The organism is Leisingera sp. ANG-M6, from assembly GCF_000813905.1.
Classification (GTDB): domain Bacteria; phylum Pseudomonadota; class Alphaproteobacteria; order Rhodobacterales; family Rhodobacteraceae; genus Leisingera.
Map to the genome: position 1 here is coordinate 84,750 of NZ_JWLG01000019.1, position 20,301 is coordinate 105,050.

Consider the following 20,301-nt stretch of genomic DNA (forward strand, 5'->3'; position numbering starts at 1 on the left):
AAAGTAGCCGTGCAAGGAAACCGCAAAATATCTCTGCTCGCCGGGCCGGCAGCTGCCTGGCACGGGTCTTGACAGGGCTTGCAATAATTTGATCAAATTATGCAGCAAAGACCCTTGCTCCCTTCTGGGTGCAGTGACAGAGTGGCCGCAAAACCGGCAAGCCGGTGCCAGGAATACGTCTGAATTGGGAGTTCCCAGATGATCGAAAAACGTGACTTTTACATCAACGGCCAGTGGGTCGCCCCCGCCGCCGCAAATGATTTCGAGGTGATCAACCCCTCGACCGAAGAACCCTGTGCAGTGATTTCGCTGGGTTCTGAAGCCGACACCAACGCCGCGGTGGCCGCTGCCAAGGCGGCGCTGCCAGGCTGGATGGCGACGCCGGTGGAAGAGCGCATCGCGCTGGTCGAGAAGCTGATCGACGTCTATGAGGCCCGTGCCGAGGACCTTGCCCAGGCAATGTCGCTGGAAATGGGCGCGCCGATCGACATGTCGCGCACCTCGCAGGTTGGCGCCGGCAGCTGGCACCTGCGCAACTTTATCGCCGCGGCCAAGGAGTTTCCCTTTGACGCACCGCTGAATGACCGGAGCCCCAACGACCGCATCATTCACGAGGCTGTGGGCGTCTGCGCCCTGATCACGCCTTGGAACTGGCCGATGAATCAGGTGACACTCAAGGTCGGCGCCGCCGCAGTCGCTGGCTGCACCATGGTGCTGAAACCGTCGGAACAAAGCCCGCTCAACGCAATGATCTTTGCAGAGCTGATGGATGAAGCCGGTTTCCCTGCGGGCGTCTTCAACCTGGTGAATGGCGACGGCCCGGGGGTCGGCTCGCAGCTGACCACCCATCCGGATGTGGACATGATTTCCTTCACCGGCTCTACACGCGCAGGCGTCGCCATTACCCAGGCCGCCGCACCGACCCTCAAGAAGGTGGATCTGGAGCTGGGCGGCAAAGGCGCCAACGTGATCTTTGAAGATGCCGATGAAAAGGCCGTGAAGCGCGGCGTGCTGCACATGATGCAGAACACCGGCCAGAGCTGCAACGCGCCCAGCCGGATGCTGGTTCAGAACAGCATTTATGACCGCGTGGTTGCCGAGGCTGCGGAAGTGGCAGCCAAGGTGGAGGTCGGCCCGGCCGATCAGGAAGGCCGCCACATTGGCCCGGTGGTCAATGAACTGCAGTGGAACAAGATCCAGGACCTGATCCAGGCGGGTATCGACGAAGGCGCCAAACTGGTGGCCGGCGGCACCGGCCGTCCGGACGGGCTGAACAAGGGCTTCTACGTGAAGCCGACGGTTTTTGCCGATGTGAACAACCAGATGACCATCGCGCGGGAGGAGATCTTCGGCCCGGTGCTGTCGATCATTCCTTTCGAGACCGAAGAGGAAGCGATCGAGATCTCCAACGACACGCCTTATGGCCTGACAAACTACGTGCAGACCCAGGATGGCGCCCGCGCCAACCGCATGGCCCGTGCGCTGCGGTCCGGCATGGTGGAGATGAACGGCAAGTCCCGCTCGGCAGGCTCGCCCTTTGGCGGCATGAAACAGTCCGGCAAGGGCCGCGAAGGCGGCAAATGGGGCATTGAGGACTTCCTGGAAGTGAAAGCCGTCGGCGGCTGGGCTGCCGAGTAAGCTTAATACGTTCGAAGCAATGGAGAGCCGCCTTCCGAGGCGGCTTTCTTTTTGCGCCATTGTGCGCGACGGGGCGGTGCTCCCGCGCCTTCAGGCCGCCCGGCTGCGCCGGACCGCATTCAGGCTCGGGCGTGGCTCGTGCTGCGCACGGGCAGGGGGCTGCTGAGCGGTGCTTAACCCTCAATGGGTGTTGAGAGTTCTGGTCAGAAATAGGCTCTAAGCAGGCAGATTACTGCAATTCCGGTGCCCATTGTCAGCGGCAGGCTGCGGGTGATCAGCGCCACCATAAAGGCGGCTGTGCCTGCGGTCCATTCCTGCGGTCCGCCCTGCATCAGCAGATAGGTGACCAGCGACAGGATCAGGCAACCCGGCAGCGCCTGCAGCCCGCGCGCCCAGGGGCCGTGATCCGGCAGCCTCCGGCCCAGCAGATAGCCCGACAGACGCACCGCAAAGGTTGCCGTTGCCAAGCCAAGGATCAGGGTCCACGTCTCAGTCATGGCCAAATGCTCCTGCGATGGCCGCACCGCTGACGCCGCCCAGGATCAGTGTCCAGGTGGGATCCAGCGGAGACAGCAAACCTGCAAGCAACACGATGGCAACGGATCCGGCCCATGGCAGCAGCATGGCGTTGCCGCTCCATAAGGAGCGCAAGATGGCGATAAAGGCGGCAGTGAAGGCAAAGTCCATGCCCAAGGCGCGAGGTTCCGGTACGGCCGCCGCGAACCCCGCACCTGCAACCGTGGCCAGAACCCAGACCGCGACCAGCGCCAATCCGCCGCCCACCAGATACCAGTAGCCCGCTATGCTGCCGCGGGCGCGCGTCGCGTGCATCAGCGCCCAGTTCTCATCCGTGGCCAGATGCACACCAAGCAGCACCTGCCACCAGGGGCGCCCGGCCAGTTCATCCCGCAATGAGGCCGTGATCAGCAATAGCCGAAGGTTCAGCGCAAGCCCCGCCAGCAGGGCAGCACCCGCACCGGCGCCTGCCACCAGCCGCTCTACCGCGATGATCTGCGAGGACCCGGCAAAGACGATGGTGCCCATCACACCTGTCTGCAGCCCGCTCATCTGCGCCTGAGCGGCCAAAAGGCCAAAGGCCACGCCATAGACAGCGACGCCGACTGCCAGCGGCAGGATGTCCCGCAACCCGGCCAGCAGCTGGCCGCGGGCAGGGGGCTGAGCAGTTATGTCCTGAACGGTCATTGCAAGGCTCCTCTGGAAAAAGGCGGGATGTTCATTTAAGCCGAACGTGAGGCTTCTTTACCGAACGAACGAATTGTTCGTCAAGGTGAACGATGGGATGAAATAATGAACACATCAGCGCCCCACAAGATGATAGCCGCGGCCATCCAGCGCGAACGCAGCCGCGCGGGAAAGTCGCTGTCGGCACTCGCGGCCGAGGCGGGAATTGCAAAATCGACCCTGTCTCAGCTGGAGGCAGGCAATGGAAACCCCAGTGTAGAGACGCTTTGGGCGTTGGCGGCAGCGCTGGATATCCCGCTAAGCCTGCTGTTTGAAACCGAGGCGCCGGCCACAAAGCTGATCCGCGCAAACGAAGGAGAGGTGCTGGAGTCAGAACAGTCGGACTTTGCCGCGGTCCTGCTGTCGCGCAGCCCGCCGAATGTGCGCCGGGATGTCTACCGCGTGGTGATGCAGCCGGGAGAGATCCGCCGCGCCCAGCCGCATCCGCGCGGCACGGTGGAGCATATGCTGATTTGTTCCGGGCAGATGCGGGCTGGGCCGGAAGGGCAGGAGGAGCAGCTGTGGCCGGGCGATTACTTTACCTATCCGGGGGATCACCACCATACCTACGAGGCGCAGCAAGCGGACACCGTGTTCCTGATGGTGATGGAAGCGCCGTGATCAGGCTCTAAAACAGGGGTTTTACCCGGAATTTCAGCGACTCGCCGCTGTCAGGATGCTTGATCCGCAGCTCCTCTGAATGCAGCATCAGGCGCGGATGCTCCAACGCGGCGCCAGTGGCATAGAGCGGATCGCCTAGGATCGGGTGCCCAAGTGACAGCATATGCACCCGCAGCTGATGCGAACGCCCGGTTTTGGGGGTCAGCCGCACCCGCGTGGCAGCGTCCTCATATTTCATCACCCGCCAGTCGGTGACGGCAGGCTTGCCGGTCTCGTGGCAGACCATTTGTTTGGGCCGGTTCGGCCAGTCGACGATCAGCGGCAGGTCCACGGTGCCGCTGCGCGGCTCCAGCTTGCCCGCAATCCGTGCTACATAGGCCTTCTTCGCGGTGCGCTTTTCAAACTGCATCGACAGGTGCCGCTGCGCATGGGGGGTCAGGCCGAAGACCATCACGCCGGAGGTATCCCTGTCCAGCCGGTGCACCAGCAGGGCCTCAGGGAAGGCTGCCTGGATCCGGGTGATCAGGCAGTCGGACAGATGCTCGCCGCGCCCCGGCACAGACAACAGGCCTGCAGGCTTGTTCACCGCCAGAATTTCGGCGTCATGGTGCAGGATCTCCAGCGGGTCCTGCGGCGGTGTGTATTCGCTTGATACGGCCATGGGCGTTTGCCTACTGCGGAAGCCGGCCAAGGGCAAGCGGCGCCGCGCCGCTTTCCCGCCTGCAGCACCTTTGTTAAATTGACACTGTCCCGGCGATCCGGTAACCGGCGCGCCTCACTGACACATGGGGACGATGCATGGCACGCAAACGCAAAGGGCGCGATATTTCCGGCTGGCTGGTGGTGGACAAGCCCGCGGGGCTGACCTCGACGGCGGTTGTGAACAAGGTGCGCTGGGCGCTGGAGGCCAAGAAGGCCGGCCATGCGGGCACATTGGACCCGGAAGCAACCGGTGTTCTGGCCGTTGCGCTGGGCGAGGCGACCAAGACCGTTCCCTATATCACCGATGCCTTGAAGGCCTATACCTTCACCGTGCGGCTGGGTCAGGCGACCAACACGGATGATGCCGAGGGCGAGGTGATTGCCGAAAGCGCCGAACGTCCCAGCGACGCGCAGATCAAGGAGGCGCTGTTGCCCTTCCTGGGCGAGATCATGCAGGTGCCACCCAAGTTCTCCGCGGTCAAGATCGACGGCCAGCGCGCCTACAAGCTCGCCCGCGATGGTGAGGATGTGGAGATCGAGGCCCGCCCGCTGTGGGTCGAGGAGCTGATCATGCTGGATCGCCCCGATGCGGACCACGTGGTGCTGGAAATGACCTGCGGCAAGGGCGGCTATGTGCGTTCCATCGCCCGGGACCTGGGCGCGGCGCTGGGTTGCCACGGCCACGTTAAGGAACTGCGCCGGATCTGGTCCGGCCCGTTTGATGCGGCTGAGGACGGGATTTCGCTGGAGGAGATCGACCGCCTGGCGCGGACCACGGAACTGGACCAGTACCTTCGTCCGCTGGAGGAAGGGCTGGCTGATCTGCCGGAAGTCAAATGCACCCCCGAAGGGGCGGTGCGGCTGCGTAACGGCAACCCGGGCATGGTGATGCCCAATGATGAGGTTGAATACGGCGATGAGGCCTGGGCGTCGCTCGACGGCCATGCGGTTGCGGTCGGCGTCTACAAATCCGGCAGCCTGCATCCCTCCCGGGTCTTCAACCAGGACGGCAGCGCTGGTTAACAAAGCGTATCTTTTTGGGTCAGCAGCGTTGACCGGATGTTTCGCGCGCGAAACATTTGGGCAGCAAGGCTGACCTAATATCCTTGGGGTATTCTGCGGTCTTGCCTAGGCTGGCCTGGCTGTTCCGTTGTCTCCGAATACGGAGTAATACTCTTGTGCGGTCAGGATGATACTGGCCTGAGCGCCCTCTTCGGCGCTGATCTGGTTACCCGACGCATCACGCCAACGGTCCTCGCTGGTGGAGTAGTCGTCATGGAAAGCAATGCTGACCCCTGACTGATCCCCGGGCAATGATGCGATGGCAATACCGTCCATGGCGATCTGAGTGCTGTCCTGATCCGCGTCGTAACTGACGCTCAGCCCGTCTATGGCATCTTCGAAGCTGTAGCTGGGAATGGACCCGAAGCCAGCAATAACCGGGAAATCGATCCGCAATTGATCTTCCGCCGGATCGAAATCGGTGATTTCCGCCGCCGGAGTTCCGGCCTCATACACATTTGCAAAGGCGTGGAAGGTGTCCGCCCCTGCGCCGCCGGTGGCCGTTGTCCCGGGACCGATCCACAGGCGGTCATCTCCAGTGCCACCGTCGAGGACGTCATCGTTGTCACCCACACGGGTCAGATCGCCCGGAAAATGGTTGTAGGAGTTGTCGTAGAAGACCGTGCTGCTCCCGCTGAACAGCGAGTCATTGCCGTCACCGCCCTTGAGCGTGTCAGCGCCGTCTTCGCCAAAGATCACATCATCGCCTGCGGTGCCGTCCAGTGTGTCACTGCCCGAAGTGCCGCGGATCGCATCCAGGGCAATGGGGGCGCTGAAGCCAAGGTTTTCAAACTGTTCAGTCCGTTCAATGTCTCCATTCCCACGCAGAAAATCCACTTCAAGAACCTCCCCCTCTGCGAGCGAAACGCCTGGCAGGGTCAGGATCGTTTGGTTGTTGAGAGTGTCGATAAAGCGCAGGCCGTTGCCGTCTTCGGTCTCGATCAGCCTTACGTTACCCGAATGATACGGTGTCAGTGCCAGTTGGTCGGTACCCAGTTCAAAATCCTCGACCACCGTTTCACGGCTGCCCTCATCGTCCAGGATGAAGCGGTCCGCGCCTTCGCCGCCGGTGGCAGTATTGCCTGCACCTAGATGCAGTTCATCATCACCGCTGCCGCCCGTCAGCAGATCCTGATCACCGGCATTGCCCGTCAGCGTGTCGTTTCCATCTCCGCCGTTAAGCGTGTCATCCGTTCCAGCGGTGCCGGGCAAATTGGCGGCCTGGGGCTGCGGGTCAGGTTCAACAGGTGTTTCCGGCTCAACAGGTCTTTCCGGTTCAGTTGGTGTTTCCGGTTCAGCCGTTTCTTCACCGGAGTTTTCGGCCCCGTCGAAGCCAATAGCAATGGCAGAGCCTGCAAGTGCAAGAAAAATCAGAAGTTCCATGTCGCCCGGATCATTAAAATCGAATAAAGCCATCGCGGGAAAAGTACGTCCGCGGTTCTGCCAGAGGCTGCAGGAAACGCCCTTGGAATGCAACCTGTGCCGTTCTAAAAACGCCGCCATGATCACCCGCAGCCACACCAAGGGCGACGCGCCCTCCACCGCCGTCTATTCCGATTGCGAAAACTACCGCTACAGCCTAACCCGGGTCTGGGACCCGGCAGGGCAGCGGGTGATGTTTGTGATGCTGAACCCGTCGACCGCAACCGAGGTGCAGAACGATCCCACCATCGAACGCTGCGAGCGCCGCGCCCGGGCGCTGGGATTCGGCGGGTTCCGGGCCACCAACATCTTTGCCTGCCGGGTGACCGACCCGCGGGAGATGCGCAGGCTGGAGGCGCCGGAGGGGCCGGATAACATGGCCGCCATTCTGGAGGGCTTGGCATGGGCGGATATGGTGATCTGCGCCTGGGGCACCCACGGCGCACATCGCGGCCAGGGTGTGCGGGTGGAGGCTGCGTTGCGGGCATCCGGCAAGCCGCTTCATCATCTTGGTCTCAGCAAGGCCGGCCACCCCAAGCACCCGCTCTACATCGCCTACAGTCAGCAACCGCAGCCATGGCTGGCAGGCGCAATCAGCTGAACTCCGTTAACCGGTGTTCTCCTTTTGTTTTGAATGCGCCGCGGCAATGTGAGAGTGTGGGCGCAATTTGGTTTGCGTGTTGGGGTTGAGTGGTGATGTTGTGGCTGGCGAGCATGTTGGGGCTGATGGCAGTGGGCGGAGCGGTTCTGGCGGACACCTCCGCAGAGGAGGAAGAGGGCAGCGGTGCTTCCTCTGGTCCGGAAGCCGAAGATGACGGTTTGGACGGCGGCTACATCGAGCCTAGCGGCGAAGCGGCGGCAGACAGCGGCGGCGGGGATACAGTGTCCGGCGCCAGTAGCAGCGAAACTGTGACCGGCACGGATGGCGGAGACGTGCTGGCGGGCAGCGGCTTGCCTGACAGCATCAGCGGCGGCAGCGGAGAAGATCAGATCGCAGGCTATGGCGGCGACGACTGGCTGGATGGCGGCACGGGCAATGATGTGCTGCATGGCGACGCCGGAGACGACAGCCTGTATGGCGGCTCCGGGAGCGACCTGCTGCATGGCGAGGACGGCGCCGATGCTCTGGACGGCGGCGAGGGGGCTGACAGCCTGAACGGGCATTTTGGAGCAGACAGCCTGTTTGGCGGCAGCGGCAATGATGTGCTGCACGGCGGTCAGGACGGCGACTGGCTGGAGGGCGGCGAAGGGGCGGATTCGCTGCATGGCAATGATGGTGATGATAGCCTGACGGGCGGTGGCGGCGAAGACGTGCTGTTTGGCGGTGCTGGCGATGACGTGGTATCCGGCGCCAGGGATGGCACTGAGCAGGACTTTGTAAACGGCGGCGGCGGCGACGACACGCTGATTGCCGGGGCTGGCGACGTGCTGACCGGCGGCGCAGGCGCGGACCAGTTTACTGCAGGCAGCTGGACCGGCACGGCAGAGGCCGTTCAACTGATGGATTATGATGCTGCAGAGGATCAGCTGGTTCTGGTCTGGGATATTGAGAGCGGCGCGGAACCCTCGGTCGAGGTGCAGCAAAATCCGGGCGCGGAAGATGAGCAGCTGATACTGGTGGATGGGGAACCGGCCCTGCGGGTGTCTGGCGCCGGGGCGCTGACCGCGGCGGATCTGGTGCTGATTGACACGGATTCAGCGGCGGCTGTGGGGATGCTGCCGCAATAGCCAGATGCCTGCATCCCTGCACCAGGCACATAATCTTTGCCTTTGCAGCGGAAACATCATATACGCCCGCATCTGCCGCGATTCTGCGGCGGATTTCTCCACGGGCCTGTGCTGGACGACATCCCGGCCTGAGCCATCCACTCTAACCTTATGAAGGAGACCCCGATGTCGATCACTGCGGAAGAAAAAGCGCGCCTGATGAAAGAATTCGCAACCAAAGAAGGCGACACCGGTTCCCCGGAAGTCCAGGTTGCAATCCTGACCTCGCGCATCAACACCCTGACTGAGCACTTCAAAACCCACAAGAAGGACAACCACGGCCGCCGTGGCCTCCTGAAAATGGTTGCTCAGCGCCGCAAGCTGCTGGACTACACCAAAGGCAAGGATGAGGCCCGTTACCAGGACCTGATCAAGCGTCTGGGCATCCGCCGCTAATCCGCGCTTATCCGGATTTTCTGCGCCCGTTCCGAAAGGAGCGGGCGTTTTCTTTTCTTCTAGAGGCGTCAAGCCGCGAAGTGCTCCCGCGTCCGCTGGCTCCCCGGCGGCGCCGGGCAGCCTTTGGCCATGGGCGTGGCCCGTGCTGCGCACGGGTGGGTGCGGTCCGCCGCAAGGCAGATACTTGCAGACCAGGGAGGGCATGAAAAGAAACGCCGCCCCGGTTGGAGCGGCGTATTGTTTTGCAGGATGCCGAAGGGGCTTACTCGCCGTAAGGAACCCAGATGTTCTTCACCTCAGTGGCTTCCTGCAGGAACCGCTTCGTCTGGTCCTGTGTCCAGTCGGTTGCAGTGCCGTTGTTGACCCAGGTGCGTTTGAGGTTGCCCGCAGACGCGGCCTCGATCCCAGCAGACAGGTCGGAAGACGAGAAACTCCAGACCGCGTCGACATTCAGATGCGACGCCATCGGTTTCGCCAGCTCCGCATGGCTGCCGGTCAGGATGTTGACCACACCGCCGGGCACGTCCGAGGTGTCCAGAACCTGGTAGAAATCGGTTGCCGCCAGCGGGAACGGCTCGGAGGCCGCCAGCACCACCCGGTTGCCCATGGCAATGGCTGGCGCCATCACCGAGACCAGACCCAGCAGCGGCGCCTCATCCGCGCAGAGCGCGCCGATCACGCCCACCGGCTCTTTCATTGCCAGCGCCACGCCGCGGATCGGCACGCCATGCACCTGGCCGTCGTATTTGTCGGCCCAGGCCGCAGCGGAGAACAGGCGCTGGATCGAGGCTTCGACCTCTGCCGTGCCGCCCTTCTTGCCGGTCATCGCGTCGATGCGGGCCGCGAACTCTTCTGCGCGGGCCGAGAGGTTTTCGCCGATGTAATAGAGGATCTGCGCCCGCAAGTGACCGGTGGTCTTGGACCACTTGCCGGCGCCCGCCGCAGCCTCAACCGCGTTGCGCACGTCCTTGCGGTTGGCAAGGCCAACGTGGCCCAGAAGTGCGCCGGACTTGCCGTGGACGGCCTGGCTGTAGCCGCCATCCGGGCGCGCCTGCTTGCCGCCAACATACAGCTTGGCAGTGCGGTCCAGCGGGTCCACGGGGGCGCCATTGCCAGCAAACGCCTCGACTTTGGCCAATTGCTTGGCCTTGGTCCTCGGGCGAGTGTAGGCGGCAAGCCCCTCCCAGCCGCCTTCGCGTCCGAAGCCGCTTTCGCGCACGCCACCGAAACCGGCAGCGGCGTCGAACATGTTGGTGCCGTTGACCCAGACCACGCCCGCCGCCAGCTTCGGCGCCATGTCGAGCGCCAGATTCACGTTCTCGGTCCAGATGGTTGCTGCGAGGCCATAGCGGGTGTTGTTGGCCAGCTCCACCGCCTCTGCCGGGGTGCGGAATGTGCAGGAGACCAGAACTGGGCCAAAGATCTCCTCCTGCATCAGCGGATCGGCGGGGGACAGCCCTTCGATCAGGGTCGGCGGGTAGAAGCAGCCGCCTGCGGGCATCTCGACCTGCGCCTGGTGCATGCTGCCGGCTGTATTGGCCGCAACCATGCTGCTGATGGTGTCGAGCTGCACCGGGTCCACCACGGCGCCCACGTCGATGCATTTATCCAGCGGATTGCCGACACGCAGCCCGTCCATGCGGGCCTTCAGCTTGTTGTGGAAACGCTCCGCGATGCCTTCCTGGACCAGCAGGCGCGAGCCTGCGCAGCAGACCTGGCCCTGGTTGAACCAGATTGCATCCACCAGACCTTCGATGGCGGAATCGATGTCAGCGTCGTCAAACACGATGTAGGGCGACTTGCCGCCCAGCTCCAGCGTCAGCGCCTTGCCGCTGCCTGCAGTGGCTTCGCGGATCCTGCGGCCAACGGAGGTGGAACCGGTGAAGGCGATTTTGTCCACTTCGGCTGCGGTGATCATCTCGCCCACAGCTCCGTCGCCGGTGATGATGTTCACCACACCCTTGGGCAGGCCTGCCTGGCGGCAGATGTCCGCAAACAGCAGCGCAGTCAGCGATGTATATTCCGCAGGCTTCAGCACCACGGTATTGCCCATGGCAATGGCCGGAGCGATCTTCCACGCCAGCATCAGCAGCGGGAAGTTCCACGGAATGATCTGGCCGCAGACACCGAGGGCCTCGGCATCCGGCAATTCGCTGTCCATTAGCTGGGCCATGCCGGCGTGATAGTAGAAATGCCGCTGCGCCAGCGGGATGTCGATGTCGCGGCTCTCACGGATCGGCTTGCCGTTGTCCAGGGTTTCCAGGACCGCAAACAGGCGGGCGTGCTTTTGCAGCAGGCGCGCGATGGCATAAAGATACTTGGCGCGGCCTGCGCCACCCAGACCGGCCCAGCCGCCCTGCGCCTTGCGTGCGGCCGCAACCGCCGCATCCACATCCGCTTGCGTTGCTTGCGTCAGTGTCGCCAGCACTTCGCCGGTGGCTGGATTCTTACTGTCAAAGCCGTCGCCGGGGGCGGTGAACTCACCGTTGATGAAATGGCCGAACCGGCTGCCCTGATCAACCAGCCAGGCCAGTGCCTCGGCAGCGCTTTCGGGGGCGGGACCGTATTCCATGGTGTCGAAAATCTCTTTGATGGTCATCTGTTCAGCCCTCAGCCCATGGAGTGGCGGTAGCCGGCGGAGTATGCCCCGGTGACATAGTGTTCCAGCTGGCGCTCGATATCGCCCAGCAGCGAGGAGGCGCCAAAGCGGAAAAGGTCGGGCTGCAGCCAGCGGTCGCCCAGCTCATCTTTCATCAGCGCCAGATAGACCAGGGAATCCTTGGCCTTGGAAATACCGCCTGCCGGCTTGTAGCCGACGCGGTAGCCGGTGCGGTCGTAATAGTCGCGGATGGCGCGTATCATCACCAGCGACACGGGCAGGGTGGCGTTTACGCTTTCCTTGCCGGTGGAGGTCTTGATGAAATCGGCGCCCGCCATCATGCAGACCAGCGAGGCACGCGCTACGTTGCGCAAGCTGCCCAGCTCGCCGGTAGCCAGGATCGCTTTCACATGGGCGTCGCCGCAGGCCTGGCGGAAGGCTTTCATCTCGTCGTACAGCGCCTGCCAGTTGCCCTGCAGCACATGACGGCGGGTGATCACGATGTCGATCTCCTCGGCGCCGTCCTTGACGCTTTCCTCGATCTCCGCGACCCGCAGATGGAACGGCGACAGGCCGGCCGGGAAGCCGGTGGAAACCGCGGCAACCGGGATGCCGGTGCCTTCCAGCGCCTTGACCGCGGTCGGGATCATGTCGTGGTAGACGCAGACTGCGCCAGTGGTGAGGCCCTCCATTCCCAGCGTGCGCAAAAGTCCCGCGCTGACCGGTTGGCGCGCTTTGGCGCACAGACGGCGCACCCGGCCCTCGGTGTCATCACCGGACAGGGTGGTGAGGTCGATCAGGCTGATCGCCTTCAAGAGCCAGGCGGCCTGGTGGTCCTTCTTGACACTGCGGCGGCCCGGCAGGGTGGCGCAGCGGCGTTCGATGGCCGACGTGTTGGCCTGCACGGCTGCGACCCAGTCCAGGTCCAGCTCCATGCCCGGATTGCGCGGCTCTGCCAGCTGCGGCAGCTGCGCGCTTCGTTCAGCGGTTTGGCTATCCATTGGAATTCCTCGGAAGAGTTCCGTGCGAAAATCGCACGGGTGCGGCATATTGGCAAGCGAGCGGCCTCGCAGACGGGCATGTTTTTTGACTAAATGGACAAAAAATGCAAGGGGCAGGGCCAGTGGCCGCGCGGAATGCTGCTTGGCCAGTGCCGGGTGGCGGCAGTAATCCTCTTTTGCGCTACTGCTGCGGGGCTGCAGTGCATTCCGGTGGCAGAATCGGTCATACATGCTAAATTTAGGGGTATGAGCAGTGCAAAACCCCATATCGGCGAAAATACCGCCTCAAACGTCCGGCCAATCATCCGTCAGCTGGACGATAGCGCCATCAACCGGATTGCCGCGGGCGAGGTGGTGGAACGCCCCGCCTCCGCCGTGAAAGAACTGGTAGAAAACGCCATTGACGCGGGTGCCACCCGCATCACGGTGGAGATTGCAGATGGCGGCAAGACGCTGATCCGGGTAACGGATGACGGCTGCGGCATGACACCGGAGGACCTGCCGCTGGCGCTGAGCCGCCATGCGACATCCAAGATCGACGGCTCTGACCTGCTGAACATCCACACCTTCGGCTTCCGGGGCGAGGCGCTGCCCTCTCTGGGTGCTGTCGGGCGGCTGACCATCACCAGCCGGGCCGAGGGCCATGAGGCGGCGCAGATCCGGGTGTCGGGCGGCAAGCAGGAGCCGGTGAAGCCGGCAGCCTTGCGGGCGGGCACCATTGTTGAGCTGCGCGACCTGTTCTTTGCGACGCCAGCAAGGCTCAAATTCATGCGCACCGACCGGGCCGAGGCGCAGGCGATCGGGGACACGGTAAAGCGTCTGGCGATGGCAGAGCCTTCGGTGGGCTTCACCTTGCGCGATGTCTCCGGTGGTGGAGAGGGCCGGGTCACCTTCCGCGCCGATCCGTTGTCAGGCGACCTGTTCGATGCGCTGCACGGGCGGCTGGCCTCGGTGCTGGGGCGCGAGTTTGCCGAGAACGCGCTGAAGATCGACGCCACCCGCGAGGGTATCCGGCTTTATGGCTATGCGGCGCTGCCGACCTATTCCCGCGGCGCGGCGGTGGCGCAGTTCCTGTTTGTGAACACTCGGCCGGTGAAGGACAAGATGCTAACCGGGGCGCTCAGGGCAGCCTATTTCGATTTCCTCAGCCGTGACCGGCATCCGGCGGCGGCGCTGTTCATTGATTGCGACCCGCAGCTGGTGGACGTGAACGTGCATCCTGCGAAATCCGAAGTCCGGTTCCGCGACCCCGGCCTTGCGCGTGGGCTGATCGTCTCCTCCCTGCGCCATGCACTGGCAGAAGCCGGTCACCGGGCTTCAACCACTGTGGCAGGCGCCACGCTGGGCGCGATGAAGGCGGAGCAGCCCACGGCGAACGGTGCGCCAAGGATCTATCAGATGGACCGGCCCTCTTACGGTGCGCGGACGGCATCCTATGCGGCGCAGCAGCCGGAGAGCTTTGCGCCCGCACCCGCCTACCAGCCGCCGGCGTCTCCGGGCTTTGCAGAGCTGGCTGGCGCCTACAGCGGCCAAGTGACTGAAACCCCGGAGGTCCCGATGGCCCCGGTTCAGCCTGCGGATGCGCCCGAGGCCACCGCGCCCGGGGCCGAGGCTCTGCCGCTGGGTGCGGCGCGCGGCCAGGTGCACGAGAACTACATCATCGCCCAGACCGCCGACGGCATGGTGATTGTCGACCAGCACGCCGCGCATGAGCGGCTGGTCTATGAGAAGCTGAAACGTCAGATGGCGGAGAATGGCGTCGCCGCACAGGCGCTGCTGATCCCGGAGATCGTTGAGCTGAGCGACAATGATTGCGCCTGTCTGCTGGGGGTCGCGGATGAGCTGGCGAAGTTCGGCCTGGGCATCGAGGCCTTTGGCGGCAATGCCATTGCGGTGCGGGAAACCCCGGCGATCCTCGGCGAAGTGAACGCCGAGGCGATTATCAAGGACATCCTTGACGAGCTGTCGGACCAGGGCGAAAGCCAGCTGGTGCAGGCCAAGGTCGAGGCGATCCTGAGTCGGGTGGCCTGCCATGGCTCGATCCGCTCCGGCCGCCGGATGCGGGGCGAGGAGATGAATGCGCTGCTGCGGGAAATGGAGGCAACGCCCCATTCCGGCCAGTGCAACCATGGCCGCCCGACCTATGTGGAATTGAAACTGGCAGATATCGAGCGCCTGTTCGGGCGCACATGAACAAGAACCCCCGTTTAAGGGAGGACGAGCAGTGACACTGGAACAGGCCCAATGGGCGATCTACGCGCTGGCCGGATTGGCCGCGCTTCTGGCGCTGGCGGGGCTGCGGCTGCGCAGCACGGCGCGGCAGCTGGAGCAGGCGAACGCAGATCAGCGCAGCCATATTGCCGGGCTGAAGGCAGAAGCGACCCGGCTGCCGGAATTGACGGACGAGCTGGCCACCCTGCGCCGCGTGCATGAGAATGAGCGCGCTGGCCGCTATCAGGCCGAGGCGCAGGTGCAGGCGCTGAAGGCAGAGCACGCCGCGCGGCTGGAAGAACTGCAGCACATGAACCAGCAGATGGAGCACAAGTTTGCCTCGCTGGCTTCGGGCGTTTTGAAGCAGAACTCCGAAAGCTTCCTGAGCCTGGTCAGCGAACGGTTTCAGGCCCACAGCAAGACAGCGGATGAGGATCTGGCCAAGCGCCACACCGCGATCGAAAATCTGGTGAAGCCGCTGGACCAGAAGCTGGGCCAGTTCGGTGAACGGATCAAGGAGATCGAACAGGCCCGCAATGAGGCCTATGGCGCGATCCAGACTCAGGTGAAGCATCTGGCCGAAGGCCAGGCTGCGCTGGGTGGCGAGACCCGCAAGCTGGTGCAGGCCTTGCGCGCGCCCAAGACCCGCGGCCGCTGGGGCGAGATGCAGCTGCGGCAGGTGTTCGAGATGGCCGGTATGGCTGAGCATGTGGATTACGAGCTGGAAAAAAGCGTCGGCACCGACGAGGGCCTGCGCCGGCCTGATGCGGTGGTGCGCATTCCCGGCGGCAAGAGCATCGTGGTGGACGCGAAGACCCCACTGGAGGCCTATCTGGATGCGCTGGAGGCGGAGACGCCCGACGCTCAGCAGGCGGCACTTGCCCGCCACGCAAACCATGTGAAGACCCATGTGCGGCAGCTGGCCTCCAAGTCCTATCAAAGCGCACTGGGCGAGACGCCGGATTTCGTGGTGATGTTCATCCCCGGCGAAACCTTTGTCTCGGCAGCCGCGGAAGCGGACCCAGGGCTGATCGAATATGCTTTCGAAAACAAAGTTCTGATCGCCACTCCGACCACACTGATGGCTTTGGTCAAATCGATTGCCTACGGCTGGCAGCAGGAGAAGATGGCGGAAAACGCGGTTGAAGTTCAGAAGACCGCCAAGGAGCTTTATGACCGGTTGGCGACTTTCTCCAAGAACCTGGCCTCGGTCGGGCGCTCGCTGTCGTCCTCGGTCAACAACTACAACAAGGCGGTTGGCTCGCTGGAAGCCCGGGTGCTGCCGTCGGCCCGAAGGTTCGAGGCAATGGGTGTAGTAGCCAACGGGGCTGAGCTGGAGGACCCTGGCCAGGTGGAGGTCGAGCCGCGCCAGGTGGCGCTTCTGGCGGAGGAGTAGATGCAGCTGCTGCCGGCGCTGAAGGCTCTGAAGCCGCAGGAAACAGCCCTGTTGCGCGCAGCGGAAGTTGAAGCGGAACGCATCGTTGCGCTTTTGAGGATAGCCGTGGCGCTGGGCCTGATGCTGGCGATGGTGCTGGCCATTGAGGCCGTTCGGGTGATTGAGGAACCGCATTTGCGGCGTCAGGTCGGGCTGGCAACAGCCACCATGTTATCTTACCTGGCGGTGGGCGTGCTGATCTATTGGGCGATCAGCAAACAGTTGTTCAAGCCCTGGATGATCTGGTTGGCGGTATTTGCCGATTGCGCCTTTCTGCTGCTGAACACATTTCTGTCGCTGGTGAATACCGGAGTGCCCGGCGGTGCCCTCTTTGCCATGCCTGCCGTCTGGATGGCCCCTGTCGTGCTGGCCTTTGGCGTCCTCAGGCTGAACCCATTGCGGCTGGCCGTGATGCTGCTGCTGATTGCGGCCGGGTTTGGCTGGATGATCCTGTGGCAGCCGCCGGAAGCTGCACCGGACCTGATAGAAAGGATCAGGCTCACCTTGGACTCGCCGCCCAACTTCATGCGCCTGGTCATGCTGTGCCTGGCAGGCGGTGTTCTGGTGGTGGCTGCGCTGCGGATGCGCGGGCTTTTGCATCGCTCACTCGATGAAGCCCGTCAGAAAGCAAACCTGACGCGCTACCTGCCGGCGCAGCTGGCAGACCGCCTTGCGGGCGGCGGGCTGGCGGAGATGCAGGCAGGCCGGCAGCAAAAGATGGCGATCCTGTTCATCGACATCCGCGGGTTCACCACCTGGTGTGAGGGGCGCGAGCCGCAGGAGGTGAGCCGCCTGATTACGGAGTTCAGGACCCGGGTGGAAGAGGTGTCGGCCCGGACCGGAGGTTTGATCGACAAGTACATCGGCGATGCGGCAATGATCCTGTTCGAAGGCGAACGCGCTGCGGCCCGGGCGCTTGAGTGTGCTGAAGGGCTGGCGGTGCAAATGAATGACTGGCGCCAGGCCCGGGACCAGGCTGGGGACACCGGCTTGGGTGTTGGGATCGGGGTGCATTGGGGGGAGGTGTTCTCGGGTGTGACTGGCACCCCTGAGCGGCTGGAGTATTCCGTTTTTGGTGACACGGTGAACACCGCGGCGCGGCTGGAGCAGCTGACCAAGGCGCAAGGGATGCAGGTGATAGCCTCGGCTGATCTGCTGCAGGAAGCCGGGGTGGAGCCCGCGCGCAGGGGCTGGGTTGCGCTGCCTGGTGAGGTCTTGCGCGGGCGCAGCAAGGGACTCGCGCTCTTCGGAAAGGCGAAAGGGTAGCCGCTGCTCCATTTGCCTCAGATCAAAGACTTAGGTGTTTTGCCTGCGGTTTGATATGCTGAGGCTGCGAACAGAAGGAATGGAGCAATGCTGGAGATCTCGGTCCGCAAGGTGGCACAGGTGGCGATGATGGCCCGGGAACTGGGCCGGGCTGAGGGAGAGCTGCGTGCCTTCATCGACAGGATGAGCGAGGACCAGCAATCGGAACTGGTCGGCATCATGTGGGTCGGCCGCGGCAGTTTCGAACCGGAGGAGCTGGCAGAGGCGATCTATACCGCCCGGCAAGAAGCGACCACTCCGACCGTGGACTATCTGCTTGGCACACCGCATCTCGCTGACAATCTCGAGGCCGGTCTGGAGGCGCTGGGGATCGATGTGAACGATGTCGAGGATGACGTGATCGGCCGCTGAAGCCGCTGCACCGGTTCGCAATGAAAAAGGGCGCCGCAACCGGGCGCCCTTGGTTCTTTCAACCTGCTATCAGGCTTTGCTGTCAACGATTTCGAGGTGTTGGGCCAGCTTGCCGATCGCGGCCATCCACTTTTCAACCAGGGCAGGGTCGCTGGGCGCGGCGTGGACGCCGGCGGCGATCTTGCCGTTCATAGCGGCCTCAATGGCGAAGGACACCGGGTAGGACACCAGACGCGCCATGGCGGTGCCGCGCGCGTCACCCCAGGCGTCCATGACATAGGTCTTGTGCCAGACCTCAGCACCGTCTTTCTCGGCCTTCAGGCCGACACACAGCACCACCCTGTCCGGTTCGCCCTCGTCATAGGCGTTCTCGGCCCAGAACTGGTCCGACATTTCCTTGAGCCGGGCGTCGCCTTCGGTACCGGAGAGGGTCTCGACTTCCTTGAATACATCCGCCCAGGCATCTGCCCAGCCGTTGAGGCGCAGGGTGCCGCGGACAAATTCCTTCACCTTCCAGTCTTCGCCGAATTCGTACTGGCCCATGAAGGGGATCGAGTCGCGGTTCGGGTAGACCTCGAAGCTTTCGGGGGCGGGCAGCGGTGCCTCATAGGAGGAGATCGCATCCCACGGGCGGGCGACATCCAGTTCCTTGAAATCGCGGATCGACTTCGACGGCGAGCGCAGCGCCTTCAGCACGCCAAGCGGCGACCAGCTGAATTTGTAACGGAATGGGTTCGGGGTCTTGGGGATGCCGCCGCAGTAGGAGATGAAGCTGATCTCGTTAGCCGGGTCGAAGGCATCGGAGGCCTTGTAATCCGCGACCAGCGCATGGGCCATCAGATGGTCGATACCCGGATCCAGGCCAACCTCGTTGATCAGGCAGACGCCCGCATCCTTGGCCTTCTGGTCCAGCGCCCGCATTTCCGGCGCGATGTAGGAGGAGGAGACGAAATGCGCGCCGTGCTCGATGGCCAGCTCCGCCAGCGGCACATGCCAGTCGCCGGGCAGCATCGAGACGATGACGTCCTTGGGGCTCAGCATCTGGCCCAGGTTGGCGATGCTGAAGGCGTGAATGTTGGTGGTCAGGTCGCCCACGGCCTCGCGCGCCTTGTCGGTGGTCCGGTTCCAGACCGCCACGTCATGGCCCGCTTCCAGCAGACGGCGCAAGCCGGGGATTGCCGACAGGCCGGTGCCGCACCAGTGAATAGTCATGTGTCAGTCCCTTTCTTGTATTTCAGGATCGCTGCGATGATCGCCAGAACAATGACGATGGTGCAGGCATTGGCAAGAATGATGGGCGCATCGCCCACCAAAAGCCCATAGATCAACCACAGGCTGACGGTTCCGAGAAACATCATGTTTGCGGGCAGCGATAGACCGGCGGTGTCCCGGGTTGCCCAGGCTTTCCAGGCCTGCGGCAGCCAGCAGATGGTGCCGAGGAGGGCCGCCAGAAATCCGATGTATGTCGCGTTCATTGGGGCAAGTGCTCCAGGAATGTGGCCTTGGCCCGGCCCCACACGCCGCTATCCAGATCGGTTAGCGTCAGTAGCGAGGGCAGCAGCTGAGCTGCGTAATCCTGGGAGCTCTCCACCGGCAGCATCGACGGCAGATTGTCGATTGCCATCACGTCGAGCATCGGGTTTTCGGCAACGCGCAGTGCTGGGGCCTCCCAGGTGGTGGCACGGTCATAGACCGGCACCGGGTTGTAATCGCTGTCCGGGTCACAGGCGACATCGCCGATGGCGGTCAGCTTGCGGTCCGCCGTCAGGGCCTCTCGCGGGACAAAGACCGGGGTGCCCGGACGTGCGAAGATGCAGTTCAGAAACAGGTCATGGGCCAGGATCTCCGGGAACGGGCCGCCGCTGGCGGTTTCCGCCATGTCCCATTTGGTGACAGCGACTCCCATCGCCTCGCATAGATCCGCCGCACCGGTGCCAACCCTGCCAAGCGCGCCGATCACGATCGCGGTGGGGCGGTCCATGTTCAGGGCGTCAAGCTCCGCGCCCAAGTCTGCCAGCAAGGCATCCTTGCCGCCGTAGACACCAACCGGGCCGCAGAGTTCTCCGCGCTGCTGCGCGGCCCAGGCTTTCAGCGTCACCGCGGCGCCGGCATAGCCTGCCCAGTAGCCAAAGGCGGCAACCCGGCGGCCGGTCTCGTCGACCAGGTATTCCAGATCATAAAGCGTGCCGCCGCCGGACTTGAACCGCTCCAGCAAAGCCTTGCCGGAGTGCTGGCCCTTGAAGGCATGGCCGAACATGATGTGGCGGTGCGGCAGCGGGGTACCATCCTCGGGCAGCTCTTTCAGACCGAAGATGATCGCGTCCGCAGGCGCCTGCGGCCAGGAGTTCTCCGCCGCAATCTCGCAGCCTGCATCAATGTAGCCCTGCAGCGGGATTGCCCGGACAGAGCTTTCTTCGACCGTGACCTTGATTCCCGCGGCCTGCAGAGCCTTGGCGCCTTCGGGCGTCAGGCCCACCCGGTCTTCGTTGGGGCGCTGCTCGGCCCGTACCCACAGATGCGTCATTGTC

General features: G+C 63.5%; 19 protein-coding genes. 10 read left to right on the forward strand and 9 right to left on the reverse strand.

Features of this window, described 5'->3' with window-relative positions:
• Positions 1 to 198: 198 nt before the first annotated feature.
• On the forward strand, positions 199 to 1,638 hold the full coding sequence (locus RA24_RS17745; RefSeq protein WP_019295125.1) for an aldehyde dehydrogenase family protein: 1,440 nt from the start codon (positions 199 to 201) through the stop codon (positions 1,636 to 1,638).
• A 203-nt stretch (positions 1,639 to 1,841) separates the two neighbouring features.
• Here the strand turns inward: RA24_RS17745 and RA24_RS17750 are convergent, their stop codons facing one another.
• Entirely contained in the window at positions 1,842 to 2,135 is a 294-nt protein-coding gene (locus RA24_RS17750; RefSeq protein WP_039193269.1) for an AzlD family protein, read from the reverse strand.
• Positions 2,128 to 2,841, reverse strand: a complete 714-nt coding sequence (locus tag RA24_RS17755) for an AzlC family ABC transporter permease (RefSeq protein WP_019295123.1) — start codon at positions 2,839 to 2,841, stop codon at positions 2,128 to 2,130. The genes RA24_RS17750 and RA24_RS17755 overlap by 8 nt, the downstream gene beginning before the upstream one ends.
• Before the next feature lie 105 nt (positions 2,842 to 2,946).
• Between RA24_RS17755 and RA24_RS17760 the strand changes: the two genes are divergently transcribed.
• Positions 2,947 to 3,501: a helix-turn-helix domain-containing protein gene (locus tag RA24_RS17760; RefSeq protein WP_039193271.1), complete on the forward strand. Its 555-nt coding sequence runs from the start codon at positions 2,947 to 2,949 to the stop codon at positions 3,499 to 3,501.
• Positions 3,502 to 3,508: 7 nt separating this feature from the next.
• On the opposite strand, the gene RA24_RS17765 is transcribed toward RA24_RS17760, so the two are convergent.
• Entirely contained in the window at positions 3,509 to 4,162 is a 654-nt protein-coding gene (locus tag RA24_RS17765; protein ID WP_039172246.1) for an RluA family pseudouridine synthase, read from the reverse strand.
• Between the two features lie 137 nt (positions 4,163 to 4,299).
• Between RA24_RS17765 and truB the strand changes: the two genes are divergently transcribed.
• Positions 4,300 to 5,226 carry a tRNA pseudouridine(55) synthase TruB gene (truB, locus tag RA24_RS17770; protein WP_039193272.1) on the forward strand — a complete coding sequence of 309 codons (927 nt, stop codon included), beginning with the start codon at positions 4,300 to 4,302 and terminating at the stop codon, positions 5,224 to 5,226.
• 105 nt (positions 5,227 to 5,331) lie between these two features.
• Here truB and RA24_RS22935 read toward each other — a convergent pair whose 3' ends face one another.
• Complete coding sequence (locus tag RA24_RS22935; protein ID WP_152612865.1) at positions 5,332 to 6,786, reverse strand: hypothetical protein; 1,455 nt, start codon at positions 6,784 to 6,786, stop codon at positions 5,332 to 5,334.
• Between RA24_RS22935 and RA24_RS17780 the strand changes: the two genes are divergently transcribed.
• The 3 genes from RA24_RS17780 to rpsO all read left to right on the forward strand — a co-directional run bounded on the left by RA24_RS17780 (position 6,767) and on the right by rpsO (position 8,850).
• Positions 6,767 to 7,288 carry a DUF1643 domain-containing protein gene (locus tag RA24_RS17780; protein WP_039147729.1) on the forward strand — a complete coding sequence of 174 codons (522 nt, stop codon included), beginning with the start codon at positions 6,767 to 6,769 and terminating at the stop codon, positions 7,286 to 7,288. The genes RA24_RS22935 and RA24_RS17780 overlap by 20 nt on opposite strands.
• Positions 7,289 to 7,413: 125 nt before the next feature.
• Entirely contained in the window at positions 7,414 to 8,415 is a 1,002-nt protein-coding gene (locus tag RA24_RS17785; protein ID WP_241480972.1) for a calcium-binding protein, read from the forward strand.
• 165 nt (positions 8,416 to 8,580) lie between these two features.
• A complete protein-coding gene (gene rpsO / locus RA24_RS17790) occupies positions 8,581 to 8,850 on the forward strand; it encodes a 30S ribosomal protein S15 (protein WP_019295116.1) in 270 nt (89 codons plus the stop codon).
• Positions 8,851 to 9,112: 262 nt separating this feature from the next.
• Here rpsO and RA24_RS17795 read toward each other — a convergent pair whose 3' ends face one another.
• Positions 9,113 to 11,449 carry an aldehyde dehydrogenase family protein gene (locus tag RA24_RS17795; protein ID WP_039193278.1) on the reverse strand — a complete coding sequence of 779 codons (2,337 nt, stop codon included), beginning with the start codon at positions 11,447 to 11,449 and terminating at the stop codon, positions 9,113 to 9,115.
• Positions 11,450 to 11,460: 11 nt separating this feature from the next.
• Positions 11,461 to 12,450, reverse strand: coding sequence for a deoxyribose-phosphate aldolase (gene deoC / locus RA24_RS17800; protein WP_039193279.1), 990 nt, complete (start codon positions 12,448 to 12,450; stop codon positions 11,461 to 11,463).
• A gap of 246 nt (positions 12,451 to 12,696) precedes the next feature.
• Here deoC and mutL point away from each other — a divergent pair, with 246 nt between their 5' ends.
• The 4 genes from mutL to RA24_RS17820 all read left to right on the forward strand — a co-directional run bounded on the left by mutL (position 12,697) and on the right by RA24_RS17820 (position 17,773).
• On the forward strand, positions 12,697 to 14,643 hold the full coding sequence (gene mutL, locus RA24_RS17805; RefSeq protein WP_039193281.1) for a DNA mismatch repair endonuclease MutL: 1,947 nt from the start codon (positions 12,697 to 12,699) through the stop codon (positions 14,641 to 14,643).
• Positions 14,644 to 14,674: 31 nt separating this feature from the next.
• On the forward strand, positions 14,675 to 16,057 hold the full coding sequence (gene rmuC / locus RA24_RS17810) for a DNA recombination protein RmuC (RefSeq protein ID WP_019295112.1): 1,383 nt from the start codon (positions 14,675 to 14,677) through the stop codon (positions 16,055 to 16,057).
• Positions 16,058 to 17,362 (forward strand): adenylate/guanylate cyclase domain-containing protein, encoded by a 1,305-nt coding sequence (locus RA24_RS17815; protein WP_052269626.1) that lies wholly within the window; start codon positions 16,058 to 16,060, stop codon positions 17,360 to 17,362.
• An 87-nt stretch (positions 17,363 to 17,449) separates the two neighbouring features.
• Positions 17,450 to 17,773, forward strand: a complete 324-nt coding sequence (locus RA24_RS17820) for a DUF3775 domain-containing protein (protein ID WP_039193284.1) — start codon at positions 17,450 to 17,452, stop codon at positions 17,771 to 17,773.
• A 69-nt stretch (positions 17,774 to 17,842) separates the two neighbouring features.
• Here RA24_RS17820 and RA24_RS17825 read toward each other — a convergent pair whose 3' ends face one another.
• From RA24_RS17825 to RA24_RS17835, 3 genes are read right to left on the reverse strand one after another with little or no spacing between them, the layout of a single operon-like run.
• On the reverse strand, positions 17,843 to 18,985 hold the full coding sequence (locus tag RA24_RS17825) for a saccharopine dehydrogenase family protein (RefSeq protein WP_039147739.1): 1,143 nt from the start codon (positions 18,983 to 18,985) through the stop codon (positions 17,843 to 17,845).
• On the reverse strand, positions 18,982 to 19,248 hold the full coding sequence (locus RA24_RS17830) for a SemiSWEET family sugar transporter (protein ID WP_039147740.1): 267 nt from the start codon (positions 19,246 to 19,248) through the stop codon (positions 18,982 to 18,984). The genes RA24_RS17825 and RA24_RS17830 overlap by 4 nt, the downstream gene beginning before the upstream one ends.
• On the reverse strand, positions 19,245 to 20,297 hold the full coding sequence (locus tag RA24_RS17835; RefSeq protein ID WP_019295107.1) for a saccharopine dehydrogenase: 1,053 nt from the start codon (positions 20,295 to 20,297) through the stop codon (positions 19,245 to 19,247). The genes RA24_RS17830 and RA24_RS17835 overlap by 4 nt, the downstream gene beginning before the upstream one ends.
• Between the last annotated feature and the right edge of the window lie 4 nt (positions 20,298 to 20,301).